Below are 11,634 nucleotides of genomic sequence, written 5' to 3'. Positions count from 1 at the left end.
AACGCAGGTTTCACAGACAGACGGATGGAGCGGGACCGCATGATCGACAGGCAGAGCATCTCGTGCCTATCGATCTCCCACGCTGACACCGGCCGCTCGCAGGTCGACGAGATAGGCGCTGTCCGAGGGATGGAGGTAATACGCCTCGGACTGCGTGTCGCCGGACGCCGATCTGCGGACGAGCGTTCCTCCGGCTCCGATCACGGCGTCCATGGCCTCCGTGGTGAGGGGCATCCCGGGGTTGTGGAGGAGCCAGTCCTGCGCGGCCTTGCTGCAGCGTCGAAACCAGTGCTGACCGTCTTTGTCCGTCATGCACTCACTACACATCATGTTGCCGCCACATGGTCAAGTCGCGAAACGCGCAGCGGCCTGCCACACGGTCAGGGCCGGAGGGCCTGCCCGATCGGGCCCGTGGGCCAGGTCGCACAGCCTGCCCCCACCACGGAGTTCACGCGTCCTCGGCCTCTGCGGCCAGCGCCTGCGCGATCACACTGGCGCGACCCATCACATCGAGCTGGGCCGGGTTGTACAGGGCGGACACCGATTCGACGAAAGTGTCCCTGGTGAGGTTCGGAGTCCGGGTCAGGTGCGCTCTCGGATCGCTGAGCCACGGATAGTCGCGGAGCAGACGTGCGAGCGTGTGTCCGTAGGACTCGGCGAGCCTCGATCGGGTCTCCTCATCGGCGTCGGGCGGCAGGACATCGAACTCCGCGCTCGCGCAGTCAGGCTCATCGGCGAGCATCTCCCGGACGTCGGCCATCGCCGCTTCGTCGTAGAGCTGGGCGTAGATGAGCACGAGAGCACGTTCCGACGTCGACATCTTCTTCGCCAGACGCTCGAAACCCGATGGAACGTCTGTGACGAATGCTCCCTCCAGGATCGCCCTGATCTCGGCGCGTGCGCGTTGCAGCCGCTCGATGCTCAGCTCGAGATCGGCGTCGACGGCGTGGAGTGCATCCATCGCCGCCCCTCCCTCGTCACCGACGACATCGATGCGGTCGAGCGGCACTCCCAGGTCGCGCAGGCGCCGGATCTGCAGCAGGCGGACGAGATGACGCACCGTGTACTGCTTGTAGCCGTTCGACATGCGCTCGGGCAGTTCCAGCAGTCCGACGCGATGGTAGTGCCGCACGGTATTGACGGTGGTTCCGGCGAGGTCAGCGATCTCGCGTGTGCTCCAGGTCATGTGCAGATCGAACACCGTGTCGTCGCCACAGGGTCAATACCTGGGATCTCGTGTACGAGCTTCGTCGACCGGACCGTCAGCGCCCGCGTTCCTCGGCGATGGAGTTGGCACCGTCGATCGTGATGAGCTGCCCCGAGATGTAGGACGCGCCTTCTCCGGCGAGGAACGCGATCACGTAAGCGACCTCCTCCGCGGTGCCGGACCGACCGACGGGTGTGGCCTTGCCCATGCGGCGTTCTCGTTCGGAGGCGGACGCCGTGTCGATCCAACCCGGAGCGACGGCGTTCACCGTGACGCCCGCCGCTGCGAGGTCGATCGCCAGGGAGCGCGTCAATCCGACGATGCCCGCCTTCGCCGCGTGATAGGCCGTATCGCCTGGGTATGCGGCGACCGGGCCGGAGACCGACGACACGTTCACGATGCGACCGTAGACGGACGCCTCCATCAGCCCCGTGACCGCACGCGTCATCAGGAACGTCGTGGTCAGGTTGCGGTCGAGCGAGGCGTGCCAGTGGCCGAGAAATCCGCCGCCGCGCCGACCCGGGCCCGAGGAGTCCGACACAGCGGTCATTCCGGCGTTGTTGACGAGGATGTCCACGTCGCCGAACGCGTCTGTCGCGCATGCGACCACCGCGTCGACTCCGGCTTGATCGGTGAGATCTGCGACCACGCCTTCTGCGCGGATGCCGGCATCGCGCAGTTCCGCGACCCGATCGAAGATCCGATCCGTCGTCGAGGTGATCACTACGCGGTTTCCTTCGTCGCCGATCAGACGCGCGGACGCGAACCCGATCCCCTGGGCACTTCCCGCGCCCGTGACGATGGCGACTCGCTTCCGTCTTTCGGTCATGGTGCTGCCTCTCGTCCGCTGCGGTACGGCCTGCGGGAGTGCCGGTACGACCACGGAACACCCTGTGGTGAGCACAGAGTCAACCCCGAACCAAAGCCGTGGCGTTATCCTCGCGGATAATGGCATTCACGCCACTGGTAGGCATTCTCACCGCTCGTCACACTGGATCCGTGCCTCACCGTCGCGGCTCATCATCCGCCCCGACTTGGAAGGACCCGAGATGACCGATCAGATGAAAGCCGTCGTGCTGACCCGCTTCGGAGGAGCCGACGCCTTCGAGGTGCAAGACGTCGCCGTTCCGCAGGTCGGACCGCGCCAAGTGCGGGTCCGCGTCCATGCGACAGCCGTGAATCCTCTCGACTTCCAGATCCGACGAGGCGACTATCCCGATCACGTGCCTCTGCCGGCGATCACCGGCCACGACATCTCGGGTGTGATCGAGGAAGTCGGCTCCGACGTCACCGAGTTCGGTGTCGGCGACGAGGTGTACTACACGCCTCAGATCTTCGGCGGCGCGGGATCGTACGCAGAGCAGCATGTCGCCGACGTCGACCTCGTCGGCCGGAAGCCGGCGAACATCAGCCACCTGGAGGCGGCGAGTCTGACGCTCGTCGGCGGAACGGTATGGGAGGCGCTGGTGACTCGTGCCCAGCTCACCGTCGGCGAGACGATCCTCATCCACGGTGGAGCCGGCGGTGTCGGCTCGATCGCCATCCAGGTCGCCAAGGCCATCGGCGCGCGCGTCATCACCACCGCGCGGGCCGCCGATCTGGAGTTCGCGCGCTCCCTGGGCGCGGACGTCGCACTCGACTACGCCGCGATGGACTACGTCGACGCGATCGCCGACATCACCCAGGGGCAGGGCGTGAACGTCATCCTCGACACGATCGGAGGCGATGCCCTGACGCGGAGCCCCTTCGCACTCGCCGACTACGGACGGGTCGTGACCATCGTCGACATCGCGCAGCCTCAGAATCTCATCGAAGCGTGGGGCGTGAACGCCGCCTACCATTTCGTCTTCACGCGACAGAATCGCGGGAAGCTGGATGCGCTGACCGCTCTCGTCGAGCGGGGACTCGTGAAGCCCGTCGTCGGTGCGATCCTCCCTCTCGATCGGGTGGGTGAGGCCCATGAGCTCTTGGAGAACAGGCGGTCGTACGTGCTCCACGGCAAGGTGGCGATCGATGTGGCCGGCACGACCGTCGCGCTTCCCGCGCGCATCGAAGACGCATCACACGGCAAAGGAGTGACCACATGACCGCGTACATCGTGTTCGAGCGCGACAGTACCGAGGACCAGCAGGCCCTCGACCGCTATGCGGCACATGCCGACAGCACCTTCGAGGGTCACGACGTGACGGTTCTTGTCGACTACGGCCCGCGCGAAGTCCTCGAAGGCCCCGCGATCGAGGGTGTTGTCGTTCTTCAGTTTCCCGATAGGGAGTCGGCGAAGAAGTGGTACTTCAGTGACGCCTATCAGAAGGCGGCGCAGCATCGCTTCCGCGGCGCGACCTACCGTGCAGTGCTCGTCGACGGGGTGGCAGAGCAGGCCTGAGCTGGCGCGTCACCTCCGCGGGGATCAGTTCCGTCCCGCGAAGGTGGCGCGATACTCGGAGGGGGACGTGTCGAGCAACCGGCGGAAGTGCAGCCGGAGGTTCGCCCCGGTCCCGAGGCCCACCTGGTCCGCGATCTGGTCGACCGGCATCCGGGTGCTCTCGAGGAGCTCCCGGGCACCGTCGATCCGTGCGCGGAGAATCCACTGCAGCGGAGTCGTACCGGTCTCTTCGGCGAACCGTCGCAGGAACGTGCGGGCCGACATCCGTGCGTGCGCGGCGAGTTCGGCGATCGTGAGCGGCTCGGCGAGCTGCGTCAGGGCCCACTCGCGCGTCGCGGCGAGCGTGTCGCCCTGAGACGCGTCCACGGTCTTAGGAAGGTACTGTGCCTGTCCTCCCGTGCGATAGGGCGCGGTGACGAGTCCGCGCGCGATCTCGTTCGCCGCTCCGACACCCAGATCGGAGCGGACGATGTGCAGACAGAGGTCGAGTCCCGCGGCTGCGCCGGCGGAGGTGAGCACTGACCCTTCGTCGACGAAGAGCACGTTCGGCTCCACCGAGATCTGCGGGTGCCGCCTCGCGAGCTTCTCCGCCGCATCCCAGTGCGTCGTCGCACGCAGGCCGTCGAGCAAGCCGGCGTCCGCCAGAGCGAATGCGCCGTAGCAGATAGACGCGATGCGCACGCCGCGAGACGCGGCGTCGCGGAGAGCCTCGCACACCTCTTCCGGGATCGACCTCCCGGGGGGCGCGTACCCGGGGACGACGATCGTGTCGGCATCCGTCAGCTCCTCGAGCCCGTGCGGAACCGCGTAACCGAAGCCTCCATTCGATGGGACGGTCCCTGCGACGACGCCGCACGCGGACACCTCGTACGGGAAGCCGGTGTCAGGGTGGAACACCTCTGCGGGGATGCCGACGTCGAGGGGGAGTGCGCCCTCGAGTACGAGAACGACCACCTTGTGCGGGCTGGGCATGACCGACCTCCTGTTTCACGCGGGCGAGGATCCGGGTGGCATCATCCTTGCATACATGTCGATTACTGCCATGGACTCTCCGCGACGCCGGTGCCGTTGACTCTGCTCTCGGGGATCAGGGGAGCGGGGGTCTAGGAGCGACGTCTGCGCTCCCGCAGCCAGACCATCGTCAGCGCGGCGAGGCTCGCGGCCGCCGGTATGAGGAGTGCGAGGCCCCCAGCAGCTCCCTCCGATCGCTCGACGGCGACCACGCCGCCACCGGCGAACAGAGCGTTGATCGTGGTGACGACCAGATTGTTGGCCGTATGGAAGGCGATCGCAGCCTCGAGTCCGCGCGTGAGAAGACCCATCACGGCCGTCGCGACCGAGAACACGAGGTAGTAGGCGAACAGCATCGGATCCGTCGATCCGTGCAGGAATGCGAACATCAGGCTGGAGACGACCAGACCCGTGAGGAATGCGGGCTTTATGGAGCGGAACCAGGATCCTGCCGCCGGGAGGATGGCGCCGCGGAGGATGATCTCTTCGCCGGCCGTCTGGATCGGCGTCGAGAGGATGACGACGACGAGGATGCCGATCGTCGTGCTCGTGACGGTGAGGGTCGTCCATCCGACGGCTCCGGCGGCGGTGAGGCCGACCAGCGCGAAGGCGACCCCGACGATCGCGAGCGATCCGAGGAAGTACATCAGCAGGCGGCGCCGATCGAACCGCCGGGGCGCGCTGAAGACGAATCGCCACGGCACCTTGGCGAAGCGCCCGACCAGCACGAGTGCCACGAGCGCCGTGACACCCGTGCTGAGATTGGCGCCCAGGAGCTTCAACGGAGAGAGATCCTGGGCGAACGGATCACGGCCCTCGGCGAGACCTGCGAGCAGGTAGAACGCCAGCTGGGTGACCACGAGGGTCAGCGGCAGAGCGACGATCACGAAGAGCGACTTCCACCACGCCATGCGGTAGTGGATACCGAAAGGGCGACTGCCGTCGAGCGGCGGCATCGCAGGACCGGGGCGCACCCCTCCGGCGGCGCGGGGTTCGGTCAGGGGCGAAGGGTCATGATGATCGCCGGTGAGCGCACTCATTCTCTTCTTCTCTCGTCGTCGGATGCGTCGTTCATGGCAGAACCGCCGTCGCTTCGATCTCGACCAGCAGCTCCGGGGTCCACAGCGCCTGCACGCCGATCACGGTGATCGGCGGCAGTGGTGCGGCGTACCCGTCGGATGCTTGCGCTCGCGCCAGGCCGTCGAAGAGCGGCTCCGCCATCTCCTGCGTCCAGCCCACGACATAGATCGTGAGCCGAGCGACGTCGGCGACGGAGCCGCCGGCACCCGTCACGCCGACGGCGACATTCTGCAGGGCGGTGTGAACCTGTCCGGCGAGGTCATTTGCGGTGATCTCTCCGGATGGTGCGACGGATGCCTGCCCGGCGAGCAGTACCAGCCGGTTTCCCGTCGCGCTGGCGACCGGAGCGTACTCCTCCTGCTCGAGGAGACCTTCGGGGTGGCTGAGTTGCACGGTCATCGGATGCCTTTCGTCGACTGGTTGGGCTTCATTGAAGCCCCTGTCGTGAGAACACAGTCAAGGATCACTGGTTCACCGCGCACGTCAGTTCCGGAGCATTCTCCGGAAGCACGAGGTCGAGGAGGTAGGTGGCGGCGATCGCGTCTGCACAGGGGCTCATGCCCTTGCCGATCACCGTGTGTCCCTCGCCCTGCACCGTCAGGAGCGTTCCTTCGAGCGTCTTCGCGAGTTCGACGGCGCCCTCATACGGCGTGGCCGCATCGCCCGTCAGCGAGATGACCAACGTCGACGGAAGACCTTCGATGTCCTGTGCGTAGGGGATGCGGAGCTCGCCCGTGACCGGGAAGTCCGCGCACTTGTCGCGCGTGGGCTCGTCGGCCGCCGTGCCCGGGTCCATGATCGGCACCTGCGCGTAGGTGTCTTCGCGCAGGTGGGCGAGTCCGTCGGCGTCGAGCGGGTCTTCGTCGACGCAGTTGATCGCGATCGATGCGTCGGTCAGGTTCGAGCTCTGCCCTTCATCGGAGATGCCGGCGATGCCGGTAGCCAGTTGCAGCAGCTGATCGCCGCGACCCTGCTGCACCTCGCGCAAACCCTCGATCGCCAGGGGCCAGAGGTCGGGGCTGTAGAGGCTGGCCAGCACGCCGCCCAGCCCGGCATCGAAGTCCAGTTCGGTGTCACCTGCCGGCACGGGGTTGTCGGCGAGGGGCTGAAGGATGCCCTGGAGGGCTGGGGTCCAGCCGCTCGGATCGGTCCCGAGAGGGCAGTCCGTCTGGGTGGCGCAGAACGCGGCGAGGTCTTCGAACGATGCCTGGAATCCGCCATAGGACGCGAGCAGCCGCTCCTGCGAGCTGAGATTCGGGTCGAAGGCGCCGTCGAGGATCATTGCCCGTACGTTCTGCGGGAACTCCTCGGCATAGACGGCTCCCAGCCGAGTGCCATAGCTCTGGCCGAGGAAATTCAGCTGGTCCTCTCCGAGAACGGCGCGCAGCACATCCATGTCCTTCGCCGTGGTGCGGGTGCCCACGTGTGCGAGGGCGTCCATGCCGCCGGAGCCTTCCGCGCAACGGTCGGCGAGTTCCTTCGTGTCCTTCTCGGTCAGCGTCGGGATCGGCGAGCCGATCCTCGCGAGCAGATCCGCGCCGTCGGCGGATCCATCGGTCAGCTTGCAGTCGATGGCGGGTTCCGTCGCCCCGACGCCTCGAGGGTCGAAACCCACGAGGTCGAAGCGCTCGGTGACCGCGCTCTCGGCCATCAGCGTCGATGCGCCGATCGTGCCGAGCAGGCCCGACCCGCCGGGTCCGCCGGGGTTGAAGAACAGGGAGCCCGCAGACTCGCCCCGCGCCGGGATGCGCACCACGGCGATGGATGCCGTGTCTCCTTCCGGATCCGCGTAGTCCAACGGAACCAGCATCCGGGCGCACTCCGCCTCCGGTGCGAGCGGGAAGTACCTCTCATCCTGGGCTGTGATGGCGTACTCGGCGCAGTCCCCCCATGCGAGCTCCTGGGTATGGAACTCCTCGAGTGCCGGGATCTGCGTGCTGCGCGGGTCATCCGCCGGCACCCCACCGGGTGCCGTGCACGCCGTGAGCACCGCCGCGAGTGCTGCGATGACGGCCACGCCCGGAGCGACGCGCCACCCTCCGCGTGTTCGACGCTTCGCTTGGCCGACTTCCGGTGAAGATCTGTTGCTCGATCGATTCATGCTCAGCAGGGAACACCCTGTTCCCGCGACAGGGTCAAAGCGATGGGGAAAATTCTGTGGCGAGGATCGCCGACCTTGACTCTGTGCTGACAACAGGGAGTTGACTGCGTCGATACTGATATGGCGACACACGAGTAAGAGACATCCGCCGGAGAAGGAATCACATGCGACCGTACATGGACAAGGTCATGCCCGACGCGTGGAACGCGGCCCTCGCGTTGTCGTCGGCGATACGCGAGGCGGCTGCGCAGCGAGGCCTCTCGGCGCAGGAGTCCGAGCTCATCAAGGTGCGGGCGTCTCAGATCAACGCGTGCGCTTTCTGCCTGGACCTGCACGGCCGCGAGGCCCGGCAGTCCGGCATCCCTCAGCAGAAGCTCGATATGCTTCCCGCGTGGCGGGAGAGCCCATTGTTCGACGAGCGTGAGAGGTCGATCCTCGCGGTGGTCGAAGCCGCCACAGTGCTTCCCCCCACAGAGGAGTCCAGAGCGGATCTGTCCGGTGCGCTGTCGGTTCTGGGGGAGCCGACGTTCGTGGCAGCCGAGTGGGTCGCGGTGACGATCAACGCCTTCAACCGCATCTCCATACTCAGCGAGCACCCCGTGCGCCCTCGGGACGTCGAGGGTGCCGTCATTCGAGGGTGATGCCGCCCGCGAGGGTCACTTGCCTCTGTTCGCATCGAACTGCGCCATCACCAGCGCAGCAGTGCTGGCGAATCCGGAGCCGCGGCGGCCACCGTCAGCCAAGAAGCTGTTCCCACCGCAGGGGCAAGACGGTCACCGCCCACCTGCGACTTGACTCTGTGCTCACAACACGGTGTCTTGTGGAGAGAACGGGCTTGCCTGCGACGCCGAGTCGGCGACCACCCCGGACAGAGAGATGAACATGAGATATCGAAGGATCTTCGGTGCCCTGATCGCTGCAGCGCTTCTCGCCGGAAGCGGTGTCGTCGCCGGATCGTCCGCGCGAACCACGATGCCCACTTCTGCCGTGCGTGCCGCCCTCGCAGAGACCATGGAGCTCGACGGGTGGCCTGCCGCTCTCGTCGCCGTCCGAGATGAAGGCGACCGCGTGAAGACGTTGGCGGCCGGCCCGCTCGCGGATCCGCCGATCGACTACACCGTCTTCGATCCCTCATGGGCGCACGCCGCCGGCGCAATGATCTCGACAACCGAGGACATGACGACGTTCTTCTCGGCGCTCGCCGAGGGAGAGCTCCTTCCCGCGTCTCTTCTCGCGGAGATGCAGCAGACGATCCCGGCCGACTCGATCTGGCCGGGAGCGGCCTACGGCCTCGGCCTCATCGCCTTCGAGCTGAGCTGTGGAGTGACCGCCTGGGGACACGGAGGCGACGCGCCGGGCACGGTGAGCCGCGTTGCCGCCACGGAAGACGGCCGGGCGGCCGCGATCGTCGTCACCAAGAACGGTAGGGAAGCGGCGGCGGAGAAGCGCCTTCGCGATCTGGTCGACACTGTCATCTGCGCGCTCTGAGCAGCAGAATAAAGTAGTCGACGACAGAAGACGAGGGCCGCCATGGGATGGAGCACGCGAGAGGTCGCCGACCTCGCCGGTACCACGGTGAACACGGTTCGGCACTACCACCGTGTCGGCCTACTCGAGCAGCCGCAACGGTCGTCGAACGGCTACAAGAGCTACGAGGTGCGACACCTCGTTGAGCTCCTGCGCATCCGCCGTCTGCGTGAGCTCGGGGTACCCCTCGATCAGATCGACCGAGTCGCCGCGGGCGACGATCGTGCTGCGGCGGCGCTGGAAGACATCGATGCCGAGCTCGCCGCCACGATCGAGCGTCTGCAGGAGGCGCGCACACAGATCCGCACGATCGCCGACGGAGCGACGACGGCCGATCTGCCTCCGGGATTCGAGAACATGGGTTCGCGTCTCACGGCGACCGACCGTTCTCTGATGCTCATCTACTCGCAGGTCTACGACGATGAGGCCATGCGTGACATCCGCGCGATGCTCGAGTCTGACCCCGAGGACGTGCGTATCGACTTCGACGCCCTTCCTCCGGATGCCGACGAGGAGACGCGGAGCGCTCTGGCGGTGAGGTATGCGGTGGGGCTGGCCCATGATTTCCTGGCATACCCGTGGTTGCGAGATCCGCTCGCCCACCACAAGAGAAGGCCGCAGCTCACCTGGGAGATGGTCGCGGAATCGGTCGCCGCTCTCTACAACCCCGCCCAGCTCGATGTGATCGCCCGCGGCACCGCCATCGCGCTGGCAACGGTCGAAGCATCCGCGGAATGATCCGACCCGCGTCTCGCGCCGCGTCCCGGCTCACAGCCTGGGAAGCACCGTCGCTGCGATGACCGTGTTCATGATGACGGCGTTCATCGTGCGGACCACTGCGCTCGATGCGGCGGCTGCGCCCCAGTCGCCGTTCTCCAACGTCTTGGCGCGAGTATAGACATCGCTGCCCCAGGGGATCTCGGCATGCAATTGGGGGAGGGTGCCGCTCGCAGAAAGCAGAGCGATGCTCGCCGCTGTGCGGGGGGTGGGCTCGTCGCCATCGATGAGCGCGGCCCGCACATTGCGGATCAGTCCGGCCCGGCGATCGCTCGCCAGCGTGATCTTCGTCGTCGGGATGAATCCGAGAATCTTGCCCTTCGTGCGGAGTAGGTCGCCGCGGGCGACGACACGGTCGAGGACAGGTCCGCGCAGGAGCGGGCCGGAGCCGGCCAGGACGGTCTGCACGTCCTGCGCCTTCTTCGACAGCGACGACAGTGCCGGCTCGAGGAGCGGATCGGGGGCTTCGCCCGCACCGGCCGCCCGCACCCGGGTGAACATCCCGTGCTCCTCCGCTTCGACCCGGCCGGCGAGGGCCAGGTCGGCGAGGACCGCGCCGCCGAGCACATAGAAAAGGATGTTCTCTCCCGCGATGGTGCCGGAATCGGGCTGGAAGAGCAGAAGCATCGTGTCTTCCACGATGAGAGGCTCTTCTGACATCAGTTCTTCACGCATGCGTTCAGTGAAGACCCTGTTCCCAGGACCGGGTCAAGGTCGGATGAGGCCCGAACCCGAGCGTTTGACTCTGTCCTGGGAACAGGGTCTTCACTGCATGCAGAGCGACCGGTCAGCCTCCGGTCGCGGCATCCGACATGAGGAACGAACACCGATGGACAATCCCTACCCCTGGCTCCAGGACTTCATAAACCAGGTTCCCGACTTTCTTCAGCCGGTGATGGTCGCGCTGGCCGCCGCCGTCCCGTACTTCGAAGGTGAGGGCGCCTCTGTTCTCGGCATCATCGCGGGAATCAACCCGGTGGTCGCCGCGCTCGCCGCCATCGCCGGCAACTTCCTCTGCGTTCTCGTCGTCGTCCTGCTCGGAGCTCGCCTCCGCGGCGCCGTCGTTGCGCGACGCGCCGCTCGCTCGACCGTATCGGCCTCTGCGCCGGTCGGCGGATCGACGACGGGCGTTGCCGGCTCCACGACGTCTACAGCCGTCCCGGCGGCTTCGGCGGACGACGAAGAGGACGAGACGACGCGGCGAGGCAAGGGACGCACCAAGCTCCGGCGCTGGATGGTCAGGTTCGGTGTTCCCGGCGCCAGCCTCCTCGCCCCTCTCGCGCTACCGACCATGCTGACCGCCGCATTCTTCGTGGCTGCCGGAATCCCCAAGGAGCGGGTGCTGTTCTGGCAGTTCATCGCGATCGTCCTGTGGACGAGTGCCTCGGCGCTTGCGGCCTCGGGCGTGCTCGCTCTGCTGGGTTGGTGAACGGACTGCGGGGAGACGATGCCCGCGCAGATGCGGCGACGCCTCACGCCACGGCATCCGCAGCCGCGGTGATCATCTCGGCGACGAGCGTCGGCTGGGAGACCGGCAGAGCGTGTGAA

At 66.8% G+C, this 11,634-nt stretch carries 14 protein-coding genes; 6 read left to right on the top strand and 8 right to left on the bottom strand.

What is annotated here, in order from left to right; genetic code table 11:
* Nucleotides 1-66: 66 nt before the first annotated feature.
* From QRN21_RS04720 to QRN21_RS04710, 3 genes are all read right to left on the bottom strand, one after another.
* Entirely contained in the window at nt 67-312 is a 246-nt protein-coding gene (locus QRN21_RS04720; RefSeq protein ID WP_285363283.1) for a hypothetical protein, read from the bottom strand.
* Nucleotides 313-448: 136 nt separating this feature from the next.
* The gene (locus tag QRN21_RS04715) at nt 449-1,186 is read right to left on the bottom strand and encodes a MerR family transcriptional regulator (protein ID WP_285363282.1); all 738 of its coding nucleotides are present in this window, start codon (nt 1,184-1,186) and stop codon (nt 449-451) included.
* A 76-nt stretch (nt 1,187-1,262) separates the two neighbouring features.
* The gene (locus tag QRN21_RS04710; RefSeq protein ID WP_285363281.1) at nt 1,263-2,036 is read right to left on the bottom strand and encodes an SDR family NAD(P)-dependent oxidoreductase; all 774 of its coding nucleotides are present in this window, start codon (nt 2,034-2,036) and stop codon (nt 1,263-1,265) included.
* A gap of 220 nt (nt 2,037-2,256) precedes the next feature.
* On the opposite strand from QRN21_RS04710, the gene QRN21_RS04705 reads away from it, so the two are divergent.
* Both QRN21_RS04705 and QRN21_RS04700 read left to right on the top strand, forming a co-directional pair.
* Nucleotides 2,257-3,294 (top strand): zinc-dependent alcohol dehydrogenase family protein, encoded by a 1,038-nt coding sequence (locus QRN21_RS04705; protein WP_285363280.1) that lies wholly within the window; start codon nt 2,257-2,259, stop codon nt 3,292-3,294.
* Nucleotides 3,291-3,590, top strand: a complete 300-nt coding sequence (locus QRN21_RS04700; protein WP_285363279.1) for a DUF1330 domain-containing protein — start codon at nt 3,291-3,293, stop codon at nt 3,588-3,590. The genes QRN21_RS04705 and QRN21_RS04700 overlap by 4 nt, the downstream gene beginning before the upstream one ends.
* Before the next feature lie 24 nt (nt 3,591-3,614).
* Here the strand turns inward: QRN21_RS04700 and QRN21_RS04695 are convergent, their stop codons facing one another.
* The 4 genes from QRN21_RS04695 to QRN21_RS04680 form a co-directional block, all read right to left on the bottom strand.
* Nucleotides 3,615-4,562: a GlxA family transcriptional regulator gene (locus QRN21_RS04695; protein ID WP_285363278.1), complete on the bottom strand. Its 948-nt coding sequence runs from the start codon at nt 4,560-4,562 to the stop codon at nt 3,615-3,617.
* A gap of 131 nt (nt 4,563-4,693) precedes the next feature.
* Nucleotides 4,694-5,641 (bottom strand): CPBP family intramembrane glutamic endopeptidase, encoded by a 948-nt coding sequence (locus QRN21_RS04690; RefSeq protein ID WP_285363277.1) that lies wholly within the window; start codon nt 5,639-5,641, stop codon nt 4,694-4,696.
* Nucleotides 5,642-5,672: 31 nt separating this feature from the next.
* The gene (locus QRN21_RS04685) at nt 5,673-6,080 is read right to left on the bottom strand and encodes a RidA family protein (RefSeq protein WP_285363276.1); all 408 of its coding nucleotides are present in this window, start codon (nt 6,078-6,080) and stop codon (nt 5,673-5,675) included.
* A 64-nt stretch (nt 6,081-6,144) separates the two neighbouring features.
* Nucleotides 6,145-7,698 (bottom strand): alpha/beta hydrolase, encoded by a 1,554-nt coding sequence (locus QRN21_RS04680; protein ID WP_285363275.1) that lies wholly within the window; start codon nt 7,696-7,698, stop codon nt 6,145-6,147.
* A 248-nt stretch (nt 7,699-7,946) separates the two neighbouring features.
* Here QRN21_RS04680 and QRN21_RS04675 point away from each other — a divergent pair, with 248 nt between their 5' ends.
* The 3 genes from QRN21_RS04675 to QRN21_RS04665 all read left to right on the top strand — a co-directional run bounded on the left by QRN21_RS04675 (nt 7,947) and on the right by QRN21_RS04665 (nt 10,047).
* A complete protein-coding gene (locus QRN21_RS04675; RefSeq protein WP_285363274.1) occupies nt 7,947-8,423 on the top strand; it encodes a carboxymuconolactone decarboxylase family protein in 477 nt (158 codons plus the stop codon).
* Nucleotides 8,424-8,664: 241 nt separating this feature from the next.
* Nucleotides 8,665-9,270, top strand: coding sequence for a serine hydrolase (locus QRN21_RS04670; RefSeq protein ID WP_285363273.1), 606 nt, complete (start codon nt 8,665-8,667; stop codon nt 9,268-9,270).
* 42 nt (nt 9,271-9,312) lie between these two features.
* A complete protein-coding gene (locus tag QRN21_RS04665) occupies nt 9,313-10,047 on the top strand; it encodes a helix-turn-helix domain-containing protein (RefSeq protein WP_285363272.1) in 735 nt (244 codons plus the stop codon).
* 30 nt (nt 10,048-10,077) lie between these two features.
* Here QRN21_RS04665 and QRN21_RS04660 read toward each other — a convergent pair whose 3' ends face one another.
* On the bottom strand, nt 10,078-10,746 hold the full coding sequence (locus QRN21_RS04660) for a GOLPH3/VPS74 family protein (protein ID WP_285363271.1): 669 nt from the start codon (nt 10,744-10,746) through the stop codon (nt 10,078-10,080).
* A gap of 169 nt (nt 10,747-10,915) precedes the next feature.
* Here QRN21_RS04660 and QRN21_RS04655 point away from each other — a divergent pair, with 169 nt between their 5' ends.
* The gene (locus tag QRN21_RS04655) at nt 10,916-11,515 is read left to right on the top strand and encodes a small multidrug efflux protein (RefSeq protein ID WP_285363270.1); all 600 of its coding nucleotides are present in this window, start codon (nt 10,916-10,918) and stop codon (nt 11,513-11,515) included.
* Nucleotides 11,516-11,634 lie beyond the last annotated feature (119 nt).

The sequence above is a fragment of the Microbacterium sp. LMC-P-041 genome (assembly GCF_030209555.1).
In the GTDB taxonomy this organism is placed as follows: Bacteria; Actinomycetota; Actinomycetes; order Actinomycetales; family Microbacteriaceae; genus Microbacterium.
The sequence above is the reverse complement of the archived record's forward strand: the minus strand, read 5'-3'. Positions and strand labels throughout refer to the sequence as shown.

Coding starts and splice junctions, on each gene's coding strand:
- QRN21_RS04675 (WP_285363274.1), top strand. CDS start 7,947: ATGCGACCGTACATGGACAAGGTCATGCCCGACGCGTGGAACGCGGCC.
- QRN21_RS04715 (WP_285363282.1), bottom strand. CDS start 1,186: ATGACCTGGAGCACACGCGAGATCGCTGACCTCGCCGGAACCACCGTC.
- QRN21_RS04720 (WP_285363283.1), bottom strand. CDS start 312: ATGACGGACAAAGACGGTCAGCACTGGTTTCGACGCTGCAGCAAGGCC.
- QRN21_RS04655 (WP_285363270.1), top strand. CDS start 10,916: ATGGACAATCCCTACCCCTGGCTCCAGGACTTCATAAACCAGGTTCCC.
- QRN21_RS04690 (WP_285363277.1), bottom strand. CDS start 5,641: ATGAGTGCGCTCACCGGCGATCATCATGACCCTTCGCCCCTGACCGAA.
- QRN21_RS04695 (WP_285363278.1), bottom strand. CDS start 4,562: ATGCCCAGCCCGCACAAGGTGGTCGTTCTCGTACTCGAGGGCGCACTC.
- QRN21_RS04685 (WP_285363276.1), bottom strand. CDS start 6,080: ATGACCGTGCAACTCAGCCACCCCGAAGGTCTCCTCGAGCAGGAGGAG.
- QRN21_RS04710 (WP_285363281.1), bottom strand. CDS start 2,036: ATGACCGAAAGACGGAAGCGAGTCGCCATCGTCACGGGCGCGGGAAGT.
- QRN21_RS04670 (WP_285363273.1), top strand. CDS start 8,665: ATGAGATATCGAAGGATCTTCGGTGCCCTGATCGCTGCAGCGCTTCTC.
- QRN21_RS04660 (WP_285363271.1), bottom strand. CDS start 10,746: ATGTCAGAAGAGCCTCTCATCGTGGAAGACACGATGCTTCTGCTCTTC.
- QRN21_RS04665 (WP_285363272.1), top strand. CDS start 9,313: ATGGGATGGAGCACGCGAGAGGTCGCCGACCTCGCCGGTACCACGGTG.
- QRN21_RS04705 (WP_285363280.1), top strand. CDS start 2,257: ATGACCGATCAGATGAAAGCCGTCGTGCTGACCCGCTTCGGAGGAGCC.
- QRN21_RS04700 (WP_285363279.1), top strand. CDS start 3,291: ATGACCGCGTACATCGTGTTCGAGCGCGACAGTACCGAGGACCAGCAG.